23 protein-coding genes are annotated in these 26453 nt (G+C 34.7%); 15 read left to right on the top strand and 8 right to left on the bottom strand.

The genetic code is table 11. From position 1 onward, the window contains the following. Positions 1-26 precede the first annotated feature (26 nt). Positions 27-1676: a ribosomal protection-like ABC-F family protein gene (gene abc-f / locus AZF04_RS03905; RefSeq protein ID WP_061947650.1), complete on the bottom strand. Its 1650-nt coding sequence runs from the start codon at positions 1674-1676 to the stop codon at positions 27-29. Between the two features lie 599 nt (positions 1677-2275). Here abc-f and AZF04_RS03900 point away from each other — a divergent pair. Then, complete coding sequence (locus AZF04_RS03900; RefSeq protein ID WP_061947649.1) at positions 2276-3631, top strand: alkaline phosphatase; 1356 nt, start codon at positions 2276-2278, stop codon at positions 3629-3631. 463 nt (positions 3632-4094) lie between these two features. On the opposite strand, the gene AZF04_RS03895 is transcribed toward AZF04_RS03900, so the two are convergent. From AZF04_RS03895 to AZF04_RS03885, 3 genes are all read right to left on the bottom strand, one after another. Further along, on the bottom strand, positions 4095-4856 hold the full coding sequence (locus tag AZF04_RS03895; protein WP_061947648.1) for a zinc ribbon domain-containing protein: 762 nt from the start codon (positions 4854-4856) through the stop codon (positions 4095-4097). A gap of 14 nt (positions 4857-4870) precedes the next feature. Then, a complete protein-coding gene (locus AZF04_RS03890; RefSeq protein ID WP_061947647.1) occupies positions 4871-6340 on the bottom strand; it encodes a zinc ribbon domain-containing protein in 1470 nt (489 codons plus the stop codon). Positions 6341-6751: 411 nt separating this feature from the next. Next, positions 6752-7567 (bottom strand): AraC family transcriptional regulator, encoded by an 816-nt coding sequence (locus tag AZF04_RS03885; RefSeq protein ID WP_061947646.1) that lies wholly within the window; start codon positions 7565-7567, stop codon positions 6752-6754. A gap of 115 nt (positions 7568-7682) precedes the next feature. Here AZF04_RS03885 and AZF04_RS03880 point away from each other — a divergent pair, with 115 nt between their 5' ends. From AZF04_RS03880 to AZF04_RS21370, 6 genes are all read left to right on the top strand, one after another. Next, a complete protein-coding gene (locus AZF04_RS03880) occupies positions 7683-9692 on the top strand; it encodes a beta-galactosidase (RefSeq protein WP_061947645.1) in 2010 nt (669 codons plus the stop codon). Between the two features lie 350 nt (positions 9693-10042). After that, positions 10043-10507 carry a hypothetical protein gene (locus AZF04_RS03875; protein ID WP_061947644.1) on the top strand — a complete coding sequence of 155 codons (465 nt, stop codon included), beginning with the start codon at positions 10043-10045 and terminating at the stop codon, positions 10505-10507. A 167-nt stretch (positions 10508-10674) separates the two neighbouring features. After that, the gene (locus AZF04_RS03870) at positions 10675-12147 is read left to right on the top strand and encodes a protein adenylyltransferase SelO (RefSeq protein ID WP_061947643.1); all 1473 of its coding nucleotides are present in this window, start codon (positions 10675-10677) and stop codon (positions 12145-12147) included. A gap of 39 nt (positions 12148-12186) precedes the next feature. Next, positions 12187-12363 (top strand): hypothetical protein, encoded by a 177-nt coding sequence (locus AZF04_RS21100; protein WP_156479514.1) that lies wholly within the window; start codon positions 12187-12189, stop codon positions 12361-12363. Positions 12364-12823: 460 nt separating this feature from the next. Further along, positions 12824-13774 carry a Ppx/GppA phosphatase family protein gene (locus AZF04_RS03865; protein ID WP_061947642.1) on the top strand — a complete coding sequence of 317 codons (951 nt, stop codon included), beginning with the start codon at positions 12824-12826 and terminating at the stop codon, positions 13772-13774. An 89-nt stretch (positions 13775-13863) separates the two neighbouring features. Next, entirely contained in the window at positions 13864-14004 is a 141-nt protein-coding gene (locus AZF04_RS21370) for a hypothetical protein (RefSeq protein ID WP_169802512.1), read from the top strand. Between the two features lie 24 nt (positions 14005-14028). Here the strand turns inward: AZF04_RS21370 and AZF04_RS03860 are convergent, their stop codons facing one another. Together AZF04_RS03860 and AZF04_RS03855 are read right to left on the bottom strand one after the other, a co-directional pair. After that, positions 14029-15000, bottom strand: a complete 972-nt coding sequence (locus AZF04_RS03860; protein ID WP_061947641.1) for an L-threonine 3-dehydrogenase — start codon at positions 14998-15000, stop codon at positions 14029-14031. 38 nt (positions 15001-15038) lie between these two features. Then, positions 15039-16229, bottom strand: coding sequence for a glycine C-acetyltransferase (locus tag AZF04_RS03855; protein WP_061947640.1), 1191 nt, complete (start codon positions 16227-16229; stop codon positions 15039-15041). A 412-nt stretch (positions 16230-16641) separates the two neighbouring features. Between AZF04_RS03855 and AZF04_RS03850 the strand changes: the two genes are divergently transcribed. The 4 genes from AZF04_RS03850 to AZF04_RS03835 all read left to right on the top strand — a co-directional run bounded on the left by AZF04_RS03850 (position 16642) and on the right by AZF04_RS03835 (position 20011). After that, a complete protein-coding gene (locus AZF04_RS03850; protein ID WP_045478065.1) occupies positions 16642-16977 on the top strand; it encodes a PadR family transcriptional regulator in 336 nt (111 codons plus the stop codon). Beyond that, positions 16974-17918, top strand: coding sequence for a permease prefix domain 1-containing protein (locus tag AZF04_RS03845; protein WP_061947639.1), 945 nt, complete (start codon positions 16974-16976; stop codon positions 17916-17918). The genes AZF04_RS03850 and AZF04_RS03845 overlap by 4 nt, the downstream gene beginning before the upstream one ends. 77 nt (positions 17919-17995) lie before the next feature. Then, entirely contained in the window at positions 17996-18460 is a 465-nt protein-coding gene (locus AZF04_RS03840) for a small multi-drug export protein (protein WP_235599918.1), read from the top strand. 66 nt (positions 18461-18526) lie between these two features. Beyond that, positions 18527-20011, top strand: coding sequence for a YcdB/YcdC domain-containing protein (locus tag AZF04_RS03835; RefSeq protein WP_061947638.1), 1485 nt, complete (start codon positions 18527-18529; stop codon positions 20009-20011). Between the two features lie 164 nt (positions 20012-20175). Here AZF04_RS03835 and AZF04_RS03830 read toward each other — a convergent pair whose 3' ends face one another. Together AZF04_RS03830 and AZF04_RS03825 are read right to left on the bottom strand one after the other, a co-directional pair. Next, a complete protein-coding gene (locus AZF04_RS03830) occupies positions 20176-21618 on the bottom strand; it encodes a DHA2 family efflux MFS transporter permease subunit (protein WP_061947637.1) in 1443 nt (480 codons plus the stop codon). A 66-nt stretch (positions 21619-21684) separates the two neighbouring features. Then, the gene (locus AZF04_RS03825) at positions 21685-22257 is read right to left on the bottom strand and encodes a TetR/AcrR family transcriptional regulator (RefSeq protein WP_061947636.1); all 573 of its coding nucleotides are present in this window, start codon (positions 22255-22257) and stop codon (positions 21685-21687) included. 724 nt (positions 22258-22981) lie between these two features. On the opposite strand from AZF04_RS03825, the gene AZF04_RS03820 reads away from it, so the two are divergent. From AZF04_RS03820 to AZF04_RS03805, 4 genes are all read left to right on the top strand, one after another. Continuing rightward, a complete protein-coding gene (locus tag AZF04_RS03820) occupies positions 22982-23728 on the top strand; it encodes a MerR family transcriptional regulator (RefSeq protein WP_061947635.1) in 747 nt (248 codons plus the stop codon). 105 nt (positions 23729-23833) lie between these two features. Next, positions 23834-24820 (top strand): ATP-binding cassette domain-containing protein, encoded by a 987-nt coding sequence (locus AZF04_RS03815; protein ID WP_061947634.1) that lies wholly within the window; start codon positions 23834-23836, stop codon positions 24818-24820. Further along, positions 24813-25646 carry an ABC transporter permease gene (locus AZF04_RS03810; protein ID WP_061947633.1) on the top strand — a complete coding sequence of 278 codons (834 nt, stop codon included), beginning with the start codon at positions 24813-24815 and terminating at the stop codon, positions 25644-25646. Before AZF04_RS03815 ends, AZF04_RS03810 begins: the two co-directional genes overlap by 8 nt. Positions 25647-25939: 293 nt before the next feature. Next, positions 25940-26434: a shikimate kinase gene (locus AZF04_RS03805; RefSeq protein ID WP_061947632.1), complete on the top strand. Its 495-nt coding sequence runs from the start codon at positions 25940-25942 to the stop codon at positions 26432-26434. The last annotated feature ends 19 nt before the right edge of the window (positions 26435-26453 follow it).

The raw sequence follows: 26453 nt of genomic DNA, 5'->3' as shown, positions 1-26453 counted from the left end.
AATGGTCACTATGAAGGATCGACCTTTTATTGTGATAGCTTTTTTATTGTAATTGTAAGTTCAACAAATTTTTGGTCGAGCTCTTTATATTCCTTATGGTTAGGGGATAAAAAGCTGAGTTTTCCTAGTACCTCTTGTCTTTCCGTTTCAAGCTTTAAAAGGGTTTCCTCTAATTCAGTATCTTGATCAGCTTGCTTTGGCTTATCATGATGTAACTGTTTCTTAATCGTTGAATTCGAAAAGACGAGCTGGGTGTTTGTTGTTTTTTCTCTGAAATATCGATCGTGGGTAACAACGATTAAAGTGCCATTATAGCCTGAAAGTGTCTGTTCGAGCTGCTCACGAGAAACTAAATCCAAATGGTTAGTCGGTTCATCTAATATTAATACATCTTTTTCCTCTAATATATATTTCATTAGTTTACACTTCACACGTTCTCCCATGCTTAAATGTTCAATAGGCTCCGTCCATTGGTGAGCTAGAAAGCCTAGATTTTTCATTAAGTTTTGAACATGTCCTCGTTCTTCAAAGGTTTCTCTATAGAAAAGAGTAGAAGGACTTTGATCAATGGGTAAATCGAATACTTCTTGTGTTAAATAGCCAATTTCAGTGGTTGGAGAAATCCAAATCTCACCACCACTTTTTTCTGAATCACCTGATAGCATCTTTAAAAAAGTCGTTTTTCCAGATCCATTTGGTCCGAGTAGAGCTACTTTTTCTCCATGTTGAATCGTAAAATTTGCCTGATGGAACAATAACCGTTCATCAAAGGATTTCTCCAGATCTCTGACTTCTAAAAACCTTTTTCCCACCTTTTGATTAGCATTCATTGAAAATTGAACTTGATATTCAGGCTCTACTTGGTCGACTTTATGCTTTTCAAGCTCTGATTCAAGGCGTTTTTGTTTAGACTTTATTTGTGCATCTGTTCGTTTAGCCTTGACTCGATAATATTCTTTAAATCCTTCTTTTTTTGTAGATTGAGAATGCGCTTTCTGTGACCAAGAAGAAAGCTGATTCATTTGCTCTTCAATTCTTTCTACCTTTTTTTGTTGTTTCTCATAGGCTTTTTGCTGTGATTTCCTTTTTTCCTCTCTTACTTTCATATAGCTAGAATAATTCCCCTTATGTTCAATAAAAGCTCCGTTTTCTAGAGACCAAATTTTTGTAGCCACTTCGTCTAAAAAAAATCGATCATGAGAAACAACGATGATAGCTCCTTTGAAACCCTTTAATTGCTGAGTGAGTAAGGATATGCTCTGTTCGTCAAGATGATTAGTCGGTTCATCTAATAATAAGAGCTCAGACTCCTCCTTAAAGGCTCTTGCAAGTCGTGCTTTTAATTTCTCTCCACCACTTAATCTAGAATAGGCTATTTTAGGAACATTCCATTTATTTAACAATGCTTGTTCCTCTGGAGTTAATTCGCTCAAAGAGTATTCCTTTGTTTCCTGTTTAACCCATTGTATTTTTATATGGTTTTTCGAAAAGGAAATTTTTCCAGCTGTCGGTTCTAGTTGCTGATAAATAAGTTGAAGTAAGGTAGATTTTCCACTTCCATTTTTTCCGATAACCCCTATTACATCACCCTTTCTGATATGAGTATTCATTTCGTTAATAAGAACATGGTCATCTATTTCATATTTTAAATGCTGTATCTTTACTATTTCCTGCATACAATCTCTCCTTTTAAAAGGGAGAACAAAAAATCCTCCCAAATTCATTTGGAAGGATTAGTCCGTTTTTGACCGTACAGAAAGAGACTATAAATGATTATAGTTCAATGGAGTATGGAAAAATGGTCAGACTAATCCTATCTTCGTTCGTTGAAATATATATCATTTCATACGTTTGAAAAGAGAATTAGTTATCCATTGTCCACCCATCAGCCCTTTCGCTCTTATTTAAAAAAAGTGTAGCATGTTTTAAAGATGAAAACAATACGGTAATTTCTTGTTTGTTAAAACTAGCTTTATTAAGCTAGTTTAATGTTTTTGTTAACAAGGTCATACACCTTATTTAATGCAACTTATTTTGAACGGTATTTTTAAAGGATACATATTCAAAAAAAATAGAATCATACTATTCTAAATGTCCTATTTAAATGAATGAAGAGGTACTATTAGAGGGTCTTTTGTCTATCTGTTCGCACTCAGAGGTATTAAAAATAGAGTTACAAATTCTTTAAATGAGTTTACAATCAATTTATTTGAGGTTCATAAAGAGAGATTATACTAACCATGAAACATATTCCAGATACATAGGAGGCTTTACAATGAAATTATTACAGTGGCTTGGTGTTTGTGTGGTTAGCATATCAATATTTGTAGTAGGATTTATCCTTTATGATCAACCAGAGGCTGTACAAACGGCAGGAGCAGAAAAAACAGCAGATAATGACCTCTCTGAAAACCAGGCTAAGAATGTCATTCTTATGATACCTGATGGTTTTTCAACGGGATATGCAACAAACTATCGAATCTTTAAAGGCGAGGAAACCATTTTTGATTCAATGCTAGTAGGGATGATGAAAACTCACTCTTCTGACAACTGGGTAACCGATTCAGCCGCTGCGGGAACGGCAATGGCTACTGGAGTCAAAACAAACAATGGCATGATTAGTGTTACACCTGATGGCGAAATGGTCTCTTCTATTTTAGATGCTGCATCTAAAGAAAATAAAGCAACTGGTTTAGTAGCTACCTCAACTATTACACATGCAACTCCAGCAGTATTTGCATCTAATGTTGAATCTAGAGGAAGTGAAGCAGAAATAGCTTTACAAATGGTTGAAAGAGTTGACCTTTTGTTTGGTGGAGGAAGAAACAACTTTTTACCAGAAAATGAGGGTGGAAATCAACCAGATAGAAATTTAATCACAGAGGCACAAGATAAAGGCTTTGATTATGTTGAAAATAAGGATGAATTAATGTCTTTAGAAAATCAAAACGAAAAGGTACTTGGATTATTTGCACCAGATGCTATGTCTACTGAATTAGAACGTCATTTAACAGATGAACCTAGCTTAGCTGAGATGACCGACTCAGCCATGACACTATTGAATAGTAATGAAAGTGGCTTTTTCTTAATGGTTGAAGGAAGTCAAATTGACTGGGCTGGTCATGCTCATGATGCAGTTTGGGCGATGACTGATACAGCAGCTTTCGAAGAGGCAGTGGAAGTTGCCCTAGATTTTGCTAAAGAAGATGGAGAGACGTTAGTCATTGTTGTGGGCGATCATGAAACAGGCGGTATGACTGTAGGTGGGTATGATGAGTATTTGTCAAAGGTAGAAATTTTACACCAAGTGAAAGCAACAGGGAATTATATAGCTAGTCAAATGAATGAGGAGAGAAGTAATGCTCAAGAAGTCGTTCAAGAGTTAGCTGGCTTTGAGTTGACAGAAGAAGAGAGGCTTATATTAGAAGAAGCTGCTGAAGAAGAATTAGCTATTGCTGTGAATAAAATCATTAGTGAGCGTGCTTATGTTGGGTGGTCAACAAATGCTCATACAGGGGTCGATTTGCCACTTTATGCTTACGGACCTGGAACAGATTTATTTAGAGGTCTACTAGATAATACGGATTTACCCAAAAAAATAGCGGATGCTATGGATATTGATTTTAAATAAGAGAGTAAGGTACGGTCTAGTACCAAATTCATTTTTTAATAAAGCCGGTATATAAAAACACAAATATCGAACAATGAACCCTCCTTCTTTCAAAAAGAAGGAGGGTTCTGTTGAACGGATAAATCTTATGAAAGACGAAACCTAATGTTAAAATCAAAAACCTAATCGCTCAGTTCTCATTAAAGGATATGTATGATGAATGGGTTTAAGTGATTCAAGCAGACCATTCATTATAAAAAATGTCTTGAATGTTTGCGAATTCACTTGCTGATTGAACGGTAGGTAGTGACTCCCAAAGGATGAGCGCAGTGTGAAGATCCACTCTGACGACGCTCTTGGTAGCCAGAGTTAGCTGAAGACAAGCCCTTGGGAAAGCATCTACATAAAGTGAAAATCAAAAACATCTATCATTTCGGTTTACATTATAAGATAGAAATCATGAAAATGGTCTAATGATAAAAAATTAAAAAAACGAAAATAATTCACTCAAAAATACACCAACAATACTATCACCGATCATGAAAAAGATGAAAATCATGACTAATTTTGTCATAATAATCCCATAAAAAACATCTAATCCTTTTGTTTCATTACCTTTTAAAGAATGAAGGGTTGAAACGGTAGCTATAAAGGCCGTTAATAAGCTTATAATAAATAAAATATAACTAAAGGTATAGACGGATAAAACAGAAAAAACGACTGAAGCTAAAGCTACTACTACCGGTACTAATAAAAAGGCGGAGTACCGTGCTAAAATATCAAAATAAGAATACTGTACTTGCATGAGCTTAGATACTCCGAGCATCACAGCAATTAAAACGAGTATAAAAGCTAAAATAAATAAGAAGGGCTTCAATATAGTATCACCAAATGTAGGTTGAATAAAGGGAGCATTGGATAATAAGCTATACAAAAACATAGGAAGTAAAAGAGAAAATAATAGTATCGTGATAATACCGTTTACTTTATTTTTTTCTGATAGTTGTTTACTTTCTAACATAGGATTTTTAATCGTTGAGAGGAAAAATTTCCAGTATTGTTGACTGACGACTTTTCCTTGCTTAACGTATTCATTTTCTTGAAGGCTTTTAGTCGTATCGTTTTGTCCTTCAGTAGTGGCTGTAGCTGATATTTCCTCGTTTTGGGGTTCCCCCATTTTAAAGCCGCAAGCTGTACAAAATTTCGAATTAGCTTCTAACGGCTGTCCACATTGATTGCAATTCATTTTTCATTTCTCCTTTATTGTAAATTCGCTGATGTTAATTCAATAGAATTCGTTGGATCATAGTACCAATTCGTATATTCAGAATCAATACTCCAACTATTTTCTTCCTGATTGTAAATAAGAGCAAGCTCAACATCTGTCGTATCTAAAGAGGTTTCTATATGCTCATTACTACTATCTGTGTAAACAGAGTCGTAATGAAAGCGAGCATTTGCATAAGCTGTATATTCATCATTTTCATTTAACTCAACATACATATTTGGATCGATTTCAACCTTTATAAATTCTCCGACCCAGGTTTCATCGTAGGATTTTAATAATTCGATTTCATCTTTAAGCTCTTCTCGAAATGATTCCGTTATATTTGTAAATTGAGAGGAGTCACCTTGATTAAAAGCTTCAGCAAAATCAACACCATAATGTAGAATACTATGAAAAAGAGCTTCACTATTTTCCTCCGCAAAAGGTGAATCCATCACTAAATCTATCCAATCCCCTTCAATCGCAACTGGCTCTGTTGCAACACTGCCCCAAGGGAAATCGAGAACAGCATGTAAGGTTAAGCTTCCATCAAGAGTCACCGGACCAAATGGTTCAGCAGAATCTAAGTCATAATCGACCGCCGTATCATTTATGTATAATTGGCTATTGGTAGAGAGCGATAAATAATCGTTAGATATGGTGATATAGTCAGCAAAAATGGATAAATCAAGAAAATAGCCTTGATCAAATACACTGAACAGTGAGAGTGATTCTGAGGTTTCAAGGCTAGCATAATCATTATGGTAAACAGCTTTAAAATCATAATAACCTGGCATAAACGGACCATATTCAAAGACCACATCTTCTTCATCTGTTGTTAGTATCTCTTCGTCATTAATAAAGATGGTCGTATTAGCATAGTTTGTCGCCAGGTTAATATAAAATGGATAAACATTAATTGAATAATGATCGAAAATAAGTGCGAATGTTCCATTTTTGGTTAAATAAAAAGGGTGATCAAAGTGATAATACTCGTCTAGCTCATCTTCTGAAAACTCACCATCTGAATTCTCTAAAAATGCTGATTGGCTCTTTAATGAATCGATTAGATACGTGTAATATGATGGATTTTCTTCTATATGCTTCACTAAAAATTGAACGTTTTCTTCCGTAATCTCTAATCTGGAATCATCCGAATGAAGGAGCTGAACGATCTTTTTTGTATCTCCATCTAATAGTGCCGTACCAAATTGGTCAATCAGTCTATCTTTGTCAGTAAGAACCGAGCCTATTTGAAAACCGACAAATAATAAAACAGCAGCTATAGCTGAGCTTATCGTGATAATCAATTGTTTTTTGGTCCACTTCATTTTACTTTTAAGAGGCTTCTCTTGATTGAGTGAAGGTGAAGCTTCACGGTTTTGAGATAGAGCTTGGCCACATTCTGAGCAAAAACGATCTGAAGAGTTGTTTTGATGACCACATTCTTTGCAATAAAGCATTATATTTTCCTTCCTTTCTTTCTTTCTATTTTTGAAGTATGTAGGACTTACATAATGGTAAATATATCACAATTGTAAAAGTAATTGTGCTATTTTTTCATTTTTTTACATAAAAACAATAAAAAAAGTAGATTTATGTAGAAATATGCAAGTTAAGGAAAGAGACTTGGATAAGTGCTGTTTTTAGATGAGCTCATGTAGAGATAATGCAAACACAAATAATGAACAGGACCCTCCTTCTTATAAAAAGAAGGAAAATCCTGTTGAATTTGTAGATTCTCTATGAAATATGTAATCTAGCAGAAACAAGGTACGGAGACCCACTGGAATGAAGTGACCATGCCGATATCCACTTTTTCTAAGTGAGTTAGGTTGGCGACATCCTTTATCAATGTTCAAACGAATTTAGGTTTAATGAATTTGTCGGAATTCTTTTGGTGTATAGCCGGTTTGTTTTTTAAAGGATGAAATAAAATGACTACAATCAGTAAAACCTGTCATAAATGAAACATCTTGTATTTTTAACGTTCGATTGGTGACTAGAAGTTCTTTGGCTTTTTTTAAGCGATAAGCAATAATATATTGGTGAATAGAGATTCCCATATAACGCTTGAACAATCGATTTAAATATTGAGATGAGATAAATAGTTGGTTCGATATTTCTACAATATCGTGCTTTTCCTGATAATGAGCTTCAATCCAATGTATCGCAGGATCAACATATTCTTGATAGAGCTTACTCGTTTGCTTGTGCTCTTTCATTCCAAAGTCTTTTAAATTTAGTAGAAAAGTATACAGTTCAATCGATAATCTTTGTTTTGTATTTTTTTTGTTTTCTTTTTTTATATTCGTTAGCATTTCAGTAATGTGCTTACTAAAAGAAAAGTCATCTGTATCCTTTGCTCTTAAAAAATGATTACTATCAATAATAATAGGAATTTGAGAGGCTAGTGAACCACCAATTGTAACAAAATTAGTGACCCACTCTCTAGGTTTATTAGAGTCATATTGATGAGGTATAAAAGGGGGAATTAACACACCCTCACCCGGCTTAAGAACAATCGCTTCCTTCTCTATTAAAAGGATTCCTTCGCCTGATAAAGTTTGTATCCAATGATAGTAAGGATATCCAGAGTTTCTTACAACAGGAGGCTGCTCCCACTCGCTTCCAATACTCTCTAAGGAGAGCGGATTCATCCCATCCATTAAATCATAATATACTTCCATTATTATCACCTATAATTGTTTCGTATTTTTATATTAAATAGTTGTTCTTATTATACAATTTAGTCAAAAACCTTTCTATAATTATAAATAAATAACTTTAAATGGAGGCGTTTACATGAGTAAGCAACTTTTTAATAGAATGCTTTATGGAGGAGATTATAATCCAAATCAATGGCCAAAGGATATCTGGTCAGAGGATATGAGAATTTTTAAGAAGGCTTCAATCAATTCAGCTACTATTAATGTTTTCTCTTGGGCAAAAATTCAACCATCAGAGGATGAATATTATTTTGATGAATTAGATCAAATCATAGAAATGCTAAGTGAAGAAAAGTATGATATTGTTTTAGCCACGTCTACGGCTTCCCTACCTGCATGGATGGTAAAAAAATACCCTGAGGTAGCGAGAACTGATTATGAAGGTCGTCATCATAAGTTTGGTCAAAGACACAATGCTTGCCCGAACAGTTTAGTTTATCAAAAATATGCAAGAAGAATGGCAGAGAAATTAGCGGAAAGATATGGAGACCATCCTCATGTTACATGCTGGCATATAAACAATGAATATGGTGGCGAATGCTTCTGTGAAAACTGTGAGAAGGCATTCCGTATCTGGGTTCAAAACCGTTATAAAACGATTGAAAATCTAAACAAAGCTTGGAATTTGGAGTTTTGGGGTCATACGATTTATGAGTGGGATGAGATTGTCCTACCTAATGCACTAAGTGAGGGCATTGGTCGAGATAAAACGGCATTTGCAGGTATATCGATTGATTACCGCCGTTTTAATTCGGATAGTATGCTAGAAAATTATAAAATGGAAAAGAATGCGATCCGCTCGTTTGATCCAAATACACCGATTACTACTAATTTAATGGGTACTTATAAGATACTAGATTACTTTAAATGGGCTAAAGAGTTAGATATTGTTTCTTGGGATAATTATCCTAGCTACAATACGCCTCTAAGCTTGACAGCGATGACTCATGATTTAATGAGAGGGTTAAAGGATGGACAGCCATTTATGCTGATGGAACAAACGCCAAGTCAGCAAAATTGGCAACCTTACAATTCGTTAAAGCGTCCAGGAAAAATGAGAGCACAAAGCTATCAAACAATTGCGCATGGAGCCGATACGATTCAATATTTCCAATTACGACGTTCAGTTGGCGCCTGTGAAAAATTTCATGGAGCTGTTATTGAACACGTCGGTCATGAAGAAACTCGAGTTTTTCGTGAGGTTGCACAATTAGGTAAAGAATTAGAAACATTAAGCGAAGTAATTGGAACGCGCTTTAATAGTAAAGTAGGCATCATTTTTGATTGGGATAATTATTGGGCTTTAGAATATACAAGTGGTCCAAATAAAGATTTAAAATATGTTGATCAAATTCACCAATACTATGAATTCTTTTACGACCGCAATATTCCGGTAGATATGATTTCAGTTGATAGTGATTTCTCGGATTATGATTTAGTCGTTGCTCCTGTTTTATATATGCTTAAAGACGGACTAGCCAACCGTTTAACTGATTTTGTTAAGAATGGAGGACATTTCGTCACAACCTTCATGAGCGGGATTGTTAATGAATCGGATAATGTTTATTTAGGTGGATATCCTGGTCCATTAAGAGAAATGGCAGGAGTATGGGTAGAGGAAATTGATGCACTAGCTCCTGAGCAATCAAATCAGGTGGCATTTACAAATGGGAGTAAACATTCTTGCAATTTACTCTGTGATATTATTCATTTAGAAGGTGCAGAAGCGGTAGCTTACTATGAGGAAGATTTCTACGCTAATAGTCCTTCTGTCACTAAAAATGATTTTGGCAAAGGGAAGTTTTGGTATGTAGGAACTCAGCTTGAAAAGTCTGGCATTAGCGAAATACTACAACAAGTAGTAGAAGGTGCAAAAATAAATGCCTTGGTGGCAAAAAGTGATGGATTAGAAATTACAAAGAGAGAAAATCAAGAGCATGCCTATTACTTTGTCATTAATCAGCATGATGATGAAAAGGCTATGCCAGAGGAATTCGTAGGTAAAACCGATATTTTAACGGGAGAAGTCGCCTCGGCATCAACAACATTAAAAAAATTCGATGTGTATATTTTAAAGGGAAATTAAAGAATATAGGGACAAAACTTCACAAAAAACAGGTGACTATTTCATAAGAAAGTCGCCTGTTTTCGTTTGGTATTTTGATAGATGCCCCTTTTTATGGCGCTAACCTATTTTTTTCTAATAGAAGAAGGAAGTTTTTTATTCAGTCACTTTTGATATAAAGGCTCCATTATTTTTCTCCTCTCAAAGGTAATAGATTTAAGAATGAAAGAGAGACTATCTCCTCTTACTCTAGTAGATAGACGAGAAATGGCCTATTATCAAAGTGTGACCTTTGTCATTGATAAAATGGAGGATTACGCTAAAAAGTGTCGAATAGACAATATAATCGATAATCGAGGGGGAGTTATCAAGTGGGTTGGATCATGCTTATCGTATTGATTGTGATTGCTACTGTCAGCTTCGTCTTTTGGAATGAACGCAATCTCCATACATCTATTACTAGCAATGAAGAAAAAAGCTTCTTCTATGAGCATATTTATATTTTTTATGAATCGGACAAATGGACTCATTATTTAACCTATGATAAAGAGCGTTTACGAATAGAAAGGCATTTTCAAGGTAGGGTTGAAGGTTATATGGATGTGGAGAGAAGTGCAGTAAGAAGAGTAGAATTGCAGCATGATGAGAATCAAAAAAAGAGCCTATCACAAGCTTTTATTACGGTTTATCTTCATAAAGGGATAGAGCAATTAGTGATAAAAGATCCTATTTTACTGAATCAAGATTATAAGATTTTAAAACAATTTATTAACGAATTAAATGATAACATCAAAAACAAAAAAAAGTATATTCACCGAATAGAGGCTTGTGATTGATTTTATTTTAGAAAGCGCTCTCAAAGAGAGGTACCTTTAAAAACATTCATTCGTTTCGAATAGATGTTTTTTACTTTTGCCATAATAACGATATAATCAACAGTAAAGATATTGTAAGCTCCTAAGTTAAATATATTGAGATGATTTCAAACAAAGGAGGATGAAATATGAGTCAATCGTTTGACAATGATTTCGGGTGGAACTTGGAGAAAAGCTATCATACACTTCCTGAAATTTTTTATAAAATAGAGCAACTGGATAATACGTCAGATCCAAAAATTGTTGTCTTTAATAAACAGCTTGGTGAGCAATTAGGCCTAAATTCAGAAGCCTTTCATACAGAGTCTGGTGCCCAAGTGTTATCAGGCTCTAAAACTCCAAATGGGGGGATGTCCATTTCACTAGCATATGCAGGGCATCAATTTGGACATTTTACGATGTTAGGTGATGGAAGAGCCCTCTTAATTGGAGAACAAATTTCTCCTCAGAAGGAACGATATGATATTCATTTAAAGGGTTCGGGTCCTACCCATTTTTCCCGTGGAGGAGATGGCCGAGCTGCTTTAGCTCCAATGTTAAGAGAATATTTAATAAGTGAAGCCATGTTTGCATTAGGAATTCCAACGACCAGAAGCTTAGCAGTGACTAGTACTGGAAACCCGGTGTATAGAGAAACTGTATTGCCAGGTGCGACCTTAACAAGGGTGGCTTCCAGTCATATTCGTGTAGGAACCTTTCAATATGCTAGACAGTATGGTTCTATAGATGACTTGAGAGCACTGGCAGACTATACGATAACTAGACATTTTACTTCTCTTATCGAACATGAAAATCGTTATTTAGGTTTATTGCAAACGGTTATGAAACAACAGGCTTCTTTAATCGCAAAATGGCAATTAGTAGGCTTCGTTCATGGAGTGATGAATACCGATAATATGACAATAAGTGGAGAAACGATAGATTATGGACCTTGTGCTTTTATGAATGAATATAATCAAGCAACGGTTTTTAGCTCTATCGATCATCAAGGCCGTTATGCTTACGGTAATCAGCCTTATATGGCAGCTTGGAATTTAGCAAGGCTAGCTGAATCTATCTTACCTTTATTGAACGAAAATCAGGATGAAGCGTTGAAAACGGCAGAAGGAGCCATTGGGCAATTTCAAACCTATTATGATTCCTTCTGGTACAGTGGTATGAGTAAAAAGCTCGGTCTTTTCCAAAGTAACAGCGATGAAATGGAATTAAGCGAAGCTCTCCTCAAACTAATGGAGAAAAACGATTTAGATTTTACTAATACCTTTATAGATTTAACATTTGAAAAGTGCAATGATTCAGAGGTGTATCAATTCGATGAATTTAAGCAATGGAAAAAACAGTGGGAACACTTATTAAAACAGCAAAGCCAATCTAAGGAAGAATCTATTTCATTAATGAAAGAAAATAATCCAGCGGCTATTCCAAGAAATCATTTAGTTGAAGAAGCGTTAGAGGAAGCGGTAGAGCAGGAGAATTATCAAAAATGGAATGAACTATTAAAGGTCGTAACAAACCCTTTTGAACATAATTTCTATGAAGAAAAATATACAGCACCACCTAATAAATCCGCTACTCCTTATAAAACCTTTTGTGGGACCTAAAAGGCTACTATTCAAAAACATTTGAGAAACTATTCTCAAATGTTTTTTTGCATTAACGGAGAGTTTGATGATAGAAAAGGGTACTTTTGGACGGAAAGCAGCGCTGAAATCGAGGAAAGGTCAAAAGCAAGAGCTCTATTGGACGAAAAGGAAGCTGGATCAGAGAAAGGTTCAAAAGGAAAAGCTTATCGAAGAAACGGTAGCTACCCTAAGTAATTCAACAACATATTTAGGGTAAGTTTATCTATTTGAGTGAATTTCATAATTGCTCTATAAGTGAATGAAACCGAACGTTTCTTATAAAGTATGTTTTGAATATTTTCAATGTTTGCTAATTCACATATTGATTGCAACGTAGGTAGTGACTCCCAAAGGATGAGCGCAGTGTGAAGATCCACTCTGACGAAGCTTTGCGTAGTCGGAGTTAGCTGAAGACAAGCCCTTGGGAAAGCATCTACCTAAAGTGGAAATCAAAAATCTAATCGTTCAGTTTTCATTATAAGATATGAATGATGAAATTGATCCATTTACCTTTTCTTTACGTTTTTAACATAAATCAAAAGTAATTTTTATATTTGGTTCATAAACTTTCACTACAATATTAGGTAGAGAAGTTTAACGATTATTGGTAGTGATTTAAAGGAATGGCAGGAAAAAATCATATGGAGTAGAGATGATGAGATATTATGCCATAATAGAAATATCCTCAAATGCTTTAGAATGTACGATTATTAAATACCGAAACACTCAATGTTTAATTGTGGCTAGAAAAAAAGTACAAATTCATTTGGAACAGTATCTAGCAAATTATAGTAAATTTAACCAGAGAGCTATGCAAAAAACAGCTTGGATATTAAATCAATTTGAAAAAGTAAGAGAAGCTTATCAATGTGAGTATACTTTTGTATTCATGACTCGTAAGCTTCAAGTGTTGAAAAACACGATTCTATTGACGAGAATGATTAATGAAGCTTTTGAACAGAAGGTTAACTATTTTAAAAGTGAGACAGAAGCCTACCTTGGATTTATCGGTTTGCAAAGCAGAGTGCCTATTCATAATGGAATTTTTCTTCAATCAAACAATGCCCATATTGATTTAGCTTTTTGCCAAGAGCAAGCAAATATTGAACTAGTTTCACTTCATTATAAAAACGACTCTTTTGAAGCCGATATTAATGAGAATTCGAATGATGCGATTCAGCAGTTTAAAGACACGATTTTAAGAGAAACGAAAGAAAAGAACTTCAACGAACTTTTTCAATATTTAATCATTGATTTAGAGATTACTAATGATTTAAGAAAGCTACTTTTTTATAAAAAACCACCATTTATGTTAGTGGAAGAAATGAAAAAGCAACTGGATCTTTACTTAATGTGTAATGAGGAACAACTTGCGATGATCAAAGAGCTTCCAAAGAAAAGAAGACTATATTTTAAAGAGGGACTAATCCCAATCATTGCAGTTATCGAGGCTCTACCAATTGGAGAGGTATGTCTTGAACCTTTTAATATCACTGATGGAATCATTAGCCTATTAAATGAAGAAATGATAGAGAGCACCCAACAATTAACGGAATTATTAAACAATGAAGTATTAAGCAATCTATCAAAAAGCTCATCTAATTAGTTACTGGATTCACAAAACATTACTGATTGTATTTCATAAATAAATGAGCTACAGTTGGCATATATGAAGTAGGGGAGGAAACGATTAAAATGATGAGCTTAGGAAATAGAGGTCAAGCGCATGAAACGTTACTAATTCTTGTCGTGATAGGTTCATTGATAACGGGCAAAAAAATAAAGAAATTAGAGAATTATAAGGAAAAGTTAAAAGGACAATATTATCCTGATTAATTGGGTGAACAAAAAAGGCGCGGTTTAGATCGCGCCTTTTTCAGTTTCCATTTGAAATTTGCGGCTTAGCTGCCATATCATATCTTCTGTCATTTTCGTTAAATCGTAATCTGCCTTAAAACCCCACTCTTCTATTGCGCAGCTTGAATCAATAGCATCAGGCCAGCTTTGAGCAATTTGCTCTCTAATAGGATCTACTTTGTAATCAAGTGAAAAATGAGGAATATGCTTTTTAATTTCTGTCTCAATATGCTCTGGTGCAATACTCATACTACTAACATTAAATGAGTTTCTATGCTTAAGCTTAGCAGGATCTGCTTCCATTAATTGAATAATGCTATTTAATGCATCAGGCATATACATCATATCCATATAGGTTCCTCTATTAATATATGAAGTATAATGCCCCTTTTTCAGTGCATCATAATATATTTCAACAGCATAGTCAGTAGTACCGCCTCCAGGAGGGGCAACATAAGAAATTAAGCCCGGAAAACGAAGTCCTCTTGTATCTACTCCAAATTTTTGAAAATAGTAATTGCATAATAATTCGCCAGATACTTTATTTACACCGTACATCGTAGTCGGTTGCTGTATCGTATCTTGTGGCGTTTGGTTCTTTGGGGTAGAAGGTCCAAAGGCTCCTATCGAGCTTGGTGTAAAAAATTGTAGGTTTAGCTCACGAGCCACTTCTAATGCATTCACTAACCCACCCATATTCAAATTCCATGCTAGAAGAGGCTTTTGTTCTGCAGTTGCAGAGAGTAATGCGGCTAAATGGATAACGGTATCCACTTCATATTTATGGGCAATTTCGTAAAAAGCTTTATCGTCCGTCACATCTAATTGTTCAAAAGGGCCTGAATAGACAACATCACTATTACTTTTCTGAATATCTGTAGCAATAACTTGATTAACTCCATATTGTTTTCTTAACTGCATGGTTAACTCAGAACCAATCTGTCCTAAAGCACCAGTTATTATGATTTTCTTCATGTGAACTCCTCCTAAATCAAGCAATAAGATAACAACTCTTAAATTAAATTCATTTCTTTCCCAACTTTTTCATAAATGGCTAACGTATCATCAAGCATTTCCTTTGTATGAGCAGCAGTAGGCATATTGCGAACGCGCCCTGTTCCTTTAGGCACAGTAGGGAAGACAATAGATTTTGCATAAACACCTTCGTCATTAAGTCTTTTACTAAAGTGTTGAGTCGTTACTTCATCACCAATAATACAAGGAGTAATTGGAGTTTCACTTTCACCAATGTTAAAACCTAATTTCTTTAAGCCATTTTTTAAGTATTCACTGTTCTCCCATAATTTCTCTTGCAAATCAGTACTATTAGATAAAATTTCAATTGATGTAATAGTAGCAGCAAGATCAGCAGGGGTTAGGGATGTAGAGAAAAGGAAAGGACGACTTCTCACTTTTAACCAATCAATAAGATGTTTTTTACCAGCTACATAGCCTCCAACAACACCAATCGCTTTTGAGAGTGTACCAATTTGAAAATCAATTTTCTCTGATAAACCAAAATGCTTGACCGTTCCCGCGCCTTTTCCAAGGACACCTGACCCATGAGCATCATCAACATAGGTAATCAAATCAAATTCTTCGGCTATTTGAACAATCTCTGGAAGCTTAGCAATATCACCATCCATAGAGAATACACCATCTGTAATCACCATAATCTTATTGTAGAGACCAGATTCAGTTGCTTCCTTAGCTTTCTGACGTAAATCATCCATATCTGAGTGATTAAAACGAATGGTTTTGGCTCTAGATAATCGACATCCGTCAATAATAGATGCGTGATTTAATTCATCTGATAAGATGGCATCGTTTTTATCCATAACGGCTGAAATAGCAGCCATATTACAATTAAATCCAGATTGGTACGCAATAGCTGCTTCTGTATGTTTAAAATCTGCTAATTTAGCCTCTAATTCATCATGCAATTTGAGAGTACCATTAATAGTTCTAACAGCCCCAGCACCAACTCCGTAATCTTCCACAGCTTTTATGGCAGCATCCTTAAGGCGTTCATCTGTTGCAAGCCCCAAGTAGTTATTAGAAGAAAGGTTAATTAATTCTCTTCCTTTGATTTTAATTTTCGCTCCATTTGAGCCATCTAGTGTATCAATGGTGTTATAAAGTCCTTTTTCTTTTAAATCATCTAAATTGGTCATAAGAAATTGTTGTAATGTATTACTTGTCATAAGAAATCCGCTCCTTTTTTACTATTTAACATCTACTATGAATATACTTATGTCCTCTATCAGAGGACTGTTCCGGCGTGTAAACGAATGTCCTTTCAGAGTGGTCAAAAAGGTATTTTATAATTGATTATGTTTATAATTTACCATAATAAGATGTTTTTGTATATGTTGAAGAGACATATTAACCTATATCCCTTTCTTGATGTTGTTAAACAATTATTTGGTAATCGCACAATTTTTGATTAATTGTGTTTTTTGAAAGGACAAACTTATGGAAGGTTATGTTATTTTTTTTGGAAAGTACTTTACCTGTCGTAGTAATCATGATAAGATTTAATTACTACGACAGACATAGTACGACTGTCAAAGTAATAATCACTTTTAAGTAAGTTGATTAGAAAGGAGACATCAGTTGATAAGTAGTGATGTTATACGCGGCTATAATGATACGATTATTCTTTATCTCTTGTTAGAGAAGGATTCATATGGATATGAAATTTCGAAAAATATAAAAGAGTTATCAGAAGAAAATTATATTATTAAAGAGACCACCTTATATTCTGCGTTCAATCGTTTATTAACAAAAGGATATATTGAATCTTTTCATAAAGACCAAACACATGGGAAAAGGCGAACCTATTACAAAATTACAGAAGAAGGTAGGCTTTATTACAAGGAAAAGTGTGAAGAGTGGACACTAACAAAAAAAGTCATTAATCGATTTATTAAGGAGGAGAATAGACATTGAATACGATCATTAGTTATTTAGATAATATGTTTGCACCATTACCAAAATCACAAGAGATATTACAATTAAAAGAAGATCTTTTAGCAAATATGGAAGAGAAATATTTTGAGTTAAAAAGAGAAGGAAAATCAGAAAATGAGGCGGTTGGAGTTGTCATTTCAGAATTTGGTAATATTGATGAGATTATCGAAGAATTTGACCTAGGTTTAAACGTTCAAGAAAAGGAAGCATTGCCTCTTTTAGAAGATGCTGAAGTGTTTGCTTATATTGAGGATAAGAAGTCATTTAATAAAATGATTGGTTTAGGTGTTTTTCTTTGTATCGTCGGTTTTGCCTTATTAGTTTTAATGATTCAAATGGTTTCAGGAGGTAGTGGTATATTTTTAGGATTAGCTACATTCCTTGTATGTATAGCGGTAGCAGTCGGTTTGTTTATTTATAATGGTATGAAGCTTCAAAAATATAAGCATATAGATGAAGGGAGCTTTGAAGTTTCAGCGCAGGTAAAAAGAATTGTTCAAAAAAGCCGTGATGCTTTTCAACCGACGTTTGTTATGATGCTCATCTTAGGTATCGCTCTATGTATTCTTTCTCCTCTAACATTATTATGGACTGCATCAATTGGAATAGATTTTGTCATGTATGGAATAAGCTTACTTCTATTAATGGTCGCTATAGCCGTATTTATATTTATTTATTTTGGTGGATTATATGAAACCTATAAGAAGCTTCTACAGGATTATGTAGTTTCAGTAGAAGAACAAAAGTCTGAAAGCTTTAATGGTGCAGTGGCAGGAATTGTGATGCCATTAGCCGTCATTATATTTCTTATTACTGGTTTGGTGTTTCATCTATGGTATATAAATTGGCTTATTTTCCCTATAGCTGCTTTAATATGTGGAATGTTCTCAGCTTTTTATGATTTTACTTTAAAATCATAAAAAATCTAATAAATATGAAACAATGCATCTTAATTTAACGTATATATTAATGATTATGGAAAAAGAAGGAGAATGTTATGGAAAACATGATGCAGGATATTATAAGGTACATTCATGATTTGGATGTTATCTATCAATACTTAGGAATATTTATTATTTCAATTATTCCATTTTTTGAATCTTATTTAGCTATACCGGTTGGGATTGCTTTAGGGTTTCCTACGATTGCGGTCATTATCATTGGTATTGTAGGAAATATATTATCGGTTGTTGCTTTTATTTGGCTCATAGATAAGTTTCGTAAGCCTAAAAAAGACAAAGAAGGCGGCAGGTGGAAAAGAGCTCAAGGCCTTTTCCAAAAATATGGAGTTCCTGGAGTTAGCTTTGCAGGACCATTATATGGCTATCATATCGGTGCCATCATTGCCATTGCAGCTGGAACTAGCAGGGAATATGTAACGCTTTGGCAAATAATCGCGATTAGTGTATGGTCAATGGCTATCGGGATTGCCTTTCATTTTGGCTTCCAATTATTTATTTAGAAAGCATTTAATGCAACAGACGCAATCATTTTAAAATTATATCTATTAAAGAGAAGGAAAACAAACATGACTATAATAGAGAAGCTCCTACCTTTTATATCGGTACCAGTTACAAGCCAGCGTTCGGAATTTGCTGAGAATGAATTTACATTATTAAATGGTGAGACAAAAGAAGAAATAGGTTCCTATTCATTAGAAGAAGGGAATTTAATCTCATTTTCTCTACATCCATTAGAAGAAGAGTCTCTTTCAACGTTAAATAAAAACGAAATCTTAGAAAAAGGCAAACAATTTTTTAAAGCTTTTAATCCAAATCTAAATGATTTTCAATTATCTTCTTTATTAGAATTAGATGAAAGCTTTATGATTGTTTACGAGAAAAAAGAAACAACTTATGATCTTTTTTTACCAGGTACAGGGTTTGTTGTGACGGTAAATAAAGCGGGTCAAGTGACTCATTACAACTACAGTAATGAGTCATATATCATTCATTATCCTGAACAAATCATTCCAGAGAGTGAAGCATTAAAACAATATATCGCTCAATTAGATTTTGAATTAGTGATTCAAAAATTTGACCGAGCAACTTATAAAAACGGTGACGATACGTATCGATTCTCCTACCAGGTGATAGAACAAGTAATGGATATACCAGTTGATGGTCAAGAAGGCTCTAGTATTAGACAAGAATTTAATATTGAAGAATCCCCAATCAATAAATTAGTGCCACTTAAAAAGAGCATCTACGAAATGATAGGGATTACACCTGATTATCAATTAATTAATCAAAAAATTATAGATGGAAATCGAATAGAAATCTGGTCGGGCGTTGCAGTTGAGAAGGAAAGCTTTTCTTATGAAATGGAAGAAGCTGAGGAGCAGATTATCAAACTTTGTTTTGAAGAGCATAGTGGAAATCTAATAAAGATAACAAGTCAAGAAAGTGTCTCCTGTTCTAATGAGAAAATAAGCTATGACGAAGCAAAAGAAAAAGCGTTACAATTTTTGTTTCAGCTTTATCCAAATGCCGATCAAAATTTCAAGCTTGAGAAACAAGAACAAGAAAATTTTGATATAGAACTAGAAGAGAACGAAGATGATTTAGATGAAGTGGACCATTTAGAGGACCAATTGGAATTAGAGGAAGACTACGAAGATTTCGAAGACGATTTCGAGCTGTTAGAAGAAACCTATGAATTTTACTTTCATTATTATTATAAAGATGTAAGAGTGGATCAGCATGCTAGTGTTATAACCGTCGGAAAAGAGACAGGCAGAATTACCTTTTTAGCATTAGAAGTCCCTAAAGAGCAGGAGCTAAATGAGGTTAAAGAAGGTTCTCTGATTTCAATAGAAAGAGCTAAAACGATTTATAAGGAATCACTTAAGATGGAGTTAGCTTATTTAATGGAGTACGATGAAGACGGTCAAGTACATTACAATTTAAGTTATGTACCGGCTTTCCCTGCTACGGTTGGTCATGTGAAGGCTATAGATGCCTTAACTGGTGATGCGATGTTTGTCGATGTAGGAGATGCGATGTTCTTTTAAAGAATGTCATTAAACAATGATTATTCAGTAAAAAAATTGAAAAGAGGCATGCTAACTTGCTTAAAAGCTAGTAGCAGAAAAAAATCTCCATCACTATTTCCAAGTGACGGAGATTTTGTCTGTATTCGAGGCTAGTTATGACGGTCTCTGTTCATTCATTTCAATTAGTGTGAGACCTTCACCCTCTTAACAAATAAAGAAACGATTAATCCAATGATAGAAGCAATAAAGGCAAAAAAGAACGCGTTTTGAGTACCAGCGGTTAATGCTTCTGCTATAACAAGAGGATCATTTGGATTGGTAGCTGCGTCTAGATAGCTAGCTTGACCAGCCGATAGAAATCCAATCGCAATAGCTGTCCCAATTGCACCTGCAATTTGAGATAAAGTATTCATAATTGCCGATCCATCTGGATAATTACTTTTGGGTAATTGATTAAGACCATTCGTTTGTGATGGCATCATAACCATTGCCACCCCAATAAACAATATCGTGTGCATAATAATAATCGCTATTTGACTCGTTTCTGTTGTAACGTTTGTAAATAGAAAAGTAAAAGTAGTGGTTAAAGCAAAGCCAGGTATGATTAAAAACTTTGGTCCAAATTTGTCAAATAACCTTCCTGTTATAGGTGACATTAACCCATTAATAATTCCACCAGGAAGTAAAACAAAGCCTGCAGCTAAAGCTGTTAATAAAAGTCCACCCTTTAAATAAAGCGGCAAAAGAATCGCAGAGGATAAAATAATCATCATCCCTAAAAATACCATGATAACTCCTAATGAAAACATAGGAAATTTGAAAACCTTTAAATCAAGCATAGGCTGATCCAGTTTAAGCTGTCTTATAGAAAAGATTAAAAGCGCTATTAACCCAATAAGAATCGGAATAAAAACAATAGGGTCTAACCATGAACCGGTTCCTTTTCCAGCACTACTAAACCCATAAACAACTCCACCAAATCCAATAGACGAGAGGAGGATAGAAAGAATATCGATTTTAGGTTTAGTAATAGTTGAGACGTTCTGGATGAATATCATACCAAAAATAAGTGATAGTATTAATACAGGTGTGAAAATCCAAAATATAGATTGCCATCCCCAGCTATCGACAAGAAGTCCAGAAAGAGTAGGACCAACTGCTGGAGCAACCATAATCACTAACCCCATAGTCCCCATAACGGTTCCTCTTTTACTTGGAGGGAAAATTAGTAAAATAACATTAGTCATTAATGGTAAAAGAATTGCTGTACCCATTGCTTGAACGATTCTCGAAATCATTAAAATTTCAAAGCTAGGAGCTAATCCGCCAATAATGGCACCAATTATTGAAAAACATAGTGAGGCGATAAACAATTGACGTGTCGTAAACCATTGTAGTAAAAATCCAGTAACCGGTACTAAAATACCAAGAACAAGTAAATATCCTGTTGTTAACCATTGAGCTACATGAGGCAAAATTTGAAATTCTGCCATAATATTAGTGAGAGCCATATTTAGAGCTGTTTCACTAAATAATCCAATAAATGCTCCTATAATAAGAGCAATTGTAATCGGCACAGGACGGATTTTTTCTTGTGCGACTTCTGTTTGTGGGATATTCGTCATGCTGCATACCTCTCCATCTCTACAAATTGTCTATATTTATATTTTTTACGAATAGTTAAATTACATTCATTTTTCTTCAATCAGTTTATTTAAACTAATACGAACCTCTCTCAATGGATTCCCATTATGACTTACTAACGAACGGGTAATTGCTCCTTCTATTAAACAGGTAATCATTACACTAATATGCGATGCATCCTTACTGTCAAAATGGTTTTCAATTAATTTTTGATAATATAAATCCTCCCATTTCTGATAAGAGCGTAAGCATGTGTTTCGCAAAGGCTCACTAATTAAAGAAGTTTCTGAAGCTAGAAGCCCTATGGGCATCGATTCGAGCTCGTCTATTTTATCGAATTTTTGAGCTAATTTCTCAATATAAAACTGAATTCCTTCTTTTAACGTTGGAAAGTTATTTAAGCTATTTTTAATTTCAACGTAAATTCGTTCGCTCATTTGCTCAATAGCTTCTGTAGCTAGCTGTTCTTTTCCATTTGGAAAATAGTAATAGAGAGATCCTTTAGGAGCACCACTTTCTTTTAAAATCTGGTTAAGACCTGTTGCGTGATAGCCTTGTAAATGAAAAAGTCTAGCAGCAGCAGCGAGGATATTCGTTTTTGAATCTAGTTTTGCATCCATTAAGTCTGTTCTCCTTTAAGATTATACTGACTGGTCTATTATAGGTTGCTTACCTATTTTAGTGAGAATCGTTAAACCTGTCAATGTTTTTTTGCATGAGTCCATTTCATCATTGATTTATAAGTGAACGAAACCGAACATCAATTTAGCTGAAGACAAGCCCTTGGGAAAGCATCTACCTAAAGGGAAAATCAACAACCTAATCGTTCGATTTTCTTAAAAGATAGAAATGATGTAGTGAGTTTAAGTGAAGTAAAAAATATGTCTTGAATGCTTGTGAATTTACTTATTGATTGTAACGGTAGGTAGTGACTCCCAAAGGATGAGCGCAGTCTGAAGATCCACTCTGACGAAGCCCAGCCTAGTTAGAGTTAGCTGAAGACAAGCCCTTGGGAAAGCATCTACCTAAAGTGGAAAACAAAAACCAATCGTTCCGTTTTAATAAATAAATGATTCAAGATTATGATTTAACGAAGTATTAAATATTTTGAGCTCGTACTATGCCATCATTAAAATTGCCCATAAAGAATTGCAATGAGTTAATGAACATATATATCTAAATAAATTTTTGGATAAGTAATACAAATGAGTAAAAGTGTACGATAATATAGTAGAAGAAAAGAAGTAAACGATAAAATTAAGTTTTTCATATACAAAAAAACCTCTTGCTTATAACGTAACGTAACAGGATACAATTTAAAAAAGTGAAAGGGGTTGTGAAGATATGGAAACGATTGGAACATTTGCAAAAAGGATAAATGTGACGGTTCGAACACTTCGTTATTATGATGATATTGGCATATTAAAGCCTCAAAGCACGAATGCTCAGGGTCATAAGTTATATGGAAAAGAAGAAGAAAAAATATTATTAAGAATTCAAGCGTGGAAATTTCTAGGTATTTCTTTAGATGAGATTAAACCACTTTTAGATGAAAATAAAGAACATTATTCATTTACATTATCTTTGCAGAAGAAGCTATTAATGGAACAAAAGGAACGTCTTGAAACAATGATTGAAGCAGTAGAAGATGCTGAGCAAATAGTGGAGGTTAGTGAAGGTAAAGCGGTAGAATACATGGATATTCTTTTTATGGTCGTTAATATGTATCGACTAGAGAGGGAGCAAAAGAATTTTTTGATTAAACATTTTTCTAAGGAATGGGTCGACCAATTATTTAATCACAGTCCAGATGATAGAGGTCGTATACTTAAGCAAAATGTCATCTATTTTCATAAAATGATTGATGCCATTAACCAAGGGAAAGATCCGACTAGTGAGGAAGTACAGTGTATTATTAAGGAATTGATGGTTGATATTGAAAAAATGGTGGACCCAAGTATTGTTGAACAAATAGCTGATAAAATTGATCTTTTTGAAGAGAATGCCCATTTGTTTGAAAGTGTTATACCAGAGCCTATCAAAACGTATAGTGATCAAGCAGTTAATCATTATTATTTACAAAAAAAATAGGAAATCAAACTGAGCTGTATGTGGAAACCGCTTGATTAAAAAGAATGGAAAATAGAAAGACTCATTTTAAGGTCAGTTGTATGATAAAAAGGAGTGAAAGTGGATATGGTTGGAGAAGAGAATGTATTAGCCGTTGAGGCAAAAGGACTAGTTAAAATATTTGGGGAGCATAGAGCCGTAGATGGTGTTGACTTAAAAATAAAAAAAGGGGTGGTTTATGGTTTTTTAGGTCCGAATGGGGCTGGAAAAACAACGACGATACGAATGCTTTCCACACTACTAAAACCTGATGGTGGAGAGGCAAAGGTTTTTGGATATGATATTAAAACGGAAACAGCTGAGGTTAGAAAAAGAATTAGCTTAACCGGGCAGTATGCTTCATTAGATGAAGACTTGACGGGCTATGAAAATTTAGTGATGCTTTCTAAGCTAGTTGGTTATACCAAAAAAGAAGCGAAAGAACGAGCGGTTCAATTATTAAAAGCCTTTCGTTTAGAAGAGGCAAGTAATCGACAGGTGAAAAAATATTCTGGTGGGATGCGTAGAAGGATTGATATAGCGGGCAGTATTGTACTAACTCCAGATTTATTGTTTTTAGATGAACCGACTACAGGTCTCGATCCGCGTAGTCGAAATCAGGTTTGGGATATTATTCGCATTTTAGTAAAGGCAGGAACAACGGTTCTTTTAACGACGCAATATTTAGAAGAAGCTGATCAACTAGCTGATCGTATTGCTGTAATAAATGATGGGAAAATTATCGCAGAAGGGACACCAAATGAATTAAAGTCCTCTGTAGGCTCTAATCTTTTAGCGATTACATTGAAGAATGAAAATGAAAGAGAACAGGCAATGGAACTAGTTGCTAGAAGCTTCCCAAGTTCGATTCAAACCTTGAATGAACCAGGGTCCTTTCATATTCGAATTGACCAATCATTAGAAGCGATCGAAATTCTGAAGGTCTTAACAGAGCAATCGATTGTCGTTGATTCTTTTACATTAGGACAGCCAAGTTTAGATGAGGTGTTTCTTTCATTAACGGGTCAAAAGCCGACTGACGAAGCAATAGAAAGGGGTGGAAGTCATGAATAAACCGTACGAACAAACTCAAGAGGAAAAAGAATTATTAGACGTTTTTTCTCAGACAAAACGTCCTAATAGTCCTAATCCCTTATCGTCTAGTCTAACCTTCGGAAAGCGTGCCTTGCTTAGAATTAAGCATATACCTGAACAATTATTTGATGTCACGATGTTCCCTATTATTTTCTTGCTTATGTTCACCTATCTATTTGGTGGAGCGATTGCAGGTTCAACTAGCGAATATTTACAATTCCTGCTTCCAGGAATTTTAGTCATGACCGTATCACAAATTACGATGTATACGGGTCTTGATTTAAATAATGACATTAAGAAGGGGATTTTCGATCGCTTTCGTACCTTACCTATCTGGTTACCATCCGCATTAGTAGGAGCTCTTTTAGTAGATGTACTTCGTTATAGTATGGCATCCTCGATTATGATTGGTCTTGGTTACATATTAGGATTTCGGGCAGAGGGGGGATTCATCGGGGTTATACTGGCAGTAGGAATCGTCCTTTGGTTTTGCTTCTGTTTATCATGGATTTGGACGACACTTGCGATGATATTACGTTCAGAAAAATCACTAATGATGGTTAGTATGATGGTTTTGTTTCCTTTAACATTTGTTAGTAACGTATTTGTTGCTCCTGAAACATTACCAACCTGGCTTCAAGGATTTGTAGAGATTAACCCTATTTCCTTATTAGCTGCAGCCGTTCGTGGTCTTATGCATGGAAGTGTAACAGCTGAACAATTAATTTATGTTTTCATTGCATCAGCCATTATCTTACTTATTTTTGCTCCACTTACTATGTATTTATATCGAAATAAAAAATAATAGTAAAGGCAGGACGGGACAAAACCTGTTTTAATATCACCATACGAGAGAAAATTGAAATGATGTGTAACGAACCATGAACCTCCTTACTGTGAAAAAAGGAGGTTTTTTTGAAAGGGTAGAAGGCGTGTAAGCTAGCGGACATGCCGAAATCCACTTTTAAAAAAGTTAGTTCCGCAGCACCCCACTGGACGCGAAGGGGAGAGCGAATCATCCATTCTTGAGGTATTGTCTCAGCCCGTTACCTGTTAGAGAGAAGACATTTTTATTCTATAAAAGGCAGGTGATTTTTAGTGAATGATTCTATTTTACTTATTACTGGCATGTCTGGAACGGGGAAATCTACGGTTTTAGAGAAGCTTTCTCTAATGGGTTTTCAAACCATTGATACGGATTATTTTAATTATTCAATTTCCGTTTACCAAAAAGAGAGAGATGAATATGAATGGTTATGGGACGAAGATAAAATCGAACGTTTGTTGAAGAACACTAGAAAAACGCCATTAATTATTTCAGGTACAGTTTCGAATCAAGGGAAATTTTACGGTTATTTTAATGAAGTGATATGTTTAACAACTTCACTAGAGACCATTTTATACAGAGTCTCTAAACGAACCAATAATCCATATGGAAAAATAGAAAGGGAAAGAGCGGAAATTACCGCCAATTATCACCAATTTAATGAAATCATCAAGCGCTCAGCTTCTATGGTCATAGATACGGATCTAATGAATGTAGAAGATTCAGTTGATAGTATTGTGAGAAAACTTAAAAGTAACAAGAAATAAAGTCCAACGTCCGGGCATG

Source organism: Alkalihalobacillus trypoxylicola, from assembly GCF_001590785.1.
Classification (GTDB): Bacteria; Bacillota; Bacilli; order Bacillales; family Bacillaceae_D; genus Alkalihalobacillus; species Alkalihalobacillus trypoxylicola.
This window is presented reverse-complemented; position numbering and strand designations above follow the sequence as displayed.

Coding starts and splice junctions, on each gene's coding strand:
- abc-f (WP_061947650.1), bottom strand. CDS start 1,676: ATGCAGGAAATAGTAAAGATACAGCATTTAAAATATGAAATAGATGAC.
- AZF04_RS03900 (WP_061947649.1), top strand. CDS start 2,276: ATGAAATTATTACAGTGGCTTGGTGTTTGTGTGGTTAGCATATCAATA.
- AZF04_RS03895 (WP_061947648.1), bottom strand. CDS start 4,856: ATGAATTGCAATCAATGTGGACAGCCGTTAGAAGCTAATTCGAAATTT.
- AZF04_RS03890 (WP_061947647.1), bottom strand. CDS start 6,340: ATGCTTTATTGCAAAGAATGTGGTCATCAAAACAACTCTTCAGATCGT.
- AZF04_RS03885 (WP_061947646.1), bottom strand. CDS start 7,567: ATGGAAGTATATTATGATTTAATGGATGGGATGAATCCGCTCTCCTTA.
- AZF04_RS03880 (WP_061947645.1), top strand. CDS start 7,683: ATGAGTAAGCAACTTTTTAATAGAATGCTTTATGGAGGAGATTATAAT.
- AZF04_RS03870 (WP_061947643.1), top strand. CDS start 10,675: ATGAGTCAATCGTTTGACAATGATTTCGGGTGGAACTTGGAGAAAAGC.
- AZF04_RS21100 (WP_156479514.1), top strand. CDS start 12,187: ATGTTTTTTTGCATTAACGGAGAGTTTGATGATAGAAAAGGGTACTTT.
- AZF04_RS03865 (WP_061947642.1), top strand. CDS start 12,824: ATGAGATATTATGCCATAATAGAAATATCCTCAAATGCTTTAGAATGT.
- AZF04_RS21370 (WP_169802512.1), top strand. CDS start 13,864: ATGATGAGCTTAGGAAATAGAGGTCAAGCGCATGAAACGTTACTAATT.
- AZF04_RS03860 (WP_061947641.1), bottom strand. CDS start 15,000: ATGAAGAAAATCATAATAACTGGTGCTTTAGGACAGATTGGTTCTGAG.
- AZF04_RS03855 (WP_061947640.1), bottom strand. CDS start 16,229: ATGACAAGTAATACATTACAACAATTTCTTATGACCAATTTAGATGAT.
- AZF04_RS03840 (WP_235599918.1), top strand. CDS start 17,996: ATGGAAAACATGATGCAGGATATTATAAGGTACATTCATGATTTGGAT.
- AZF04_RS03835 (WP_061947638.1), top strand. CDS start 18,527: ATGACTATAATAGAGAAGCTCCTACCTTTTATATCGGTACCAGTTACA.
- AZF04_RS03830 (WP_061947637.1), bottom strand. CDS start 21,618: ATGACGAATATCCCACAAACAGAAGTCGCACAAGAAAAAATCCGTCCT.
- AZF04_RS03825 (WP_061947636.1), bottom strand. CDS start 22,257: ATGGATGCAAAACTAGATTCAAAAACGAATATCCTCGCTGCTGCTGCT.
- AZF04_RS03820 (WP_061947635.1), top strand. CDS start 22,982: ATGGAAACGATTGGAACATTTGCAAAAAGGATAAATGTGACGGTTCGA.
- AZF04_RS03815 (WP_061947634.1), top strand. CDS start 23,834: ATGGTTGGAGAAGAGAATGTATTAGCCGTTGAGGCAAAAGGACTAGTT.
- AZF04_RS03810 (WP_061947633.1), top strand. CDS start 24,813: ATGAATAAACCGTACGAACAAACTCAAGAGGAAAAAGAATTATTAGAC.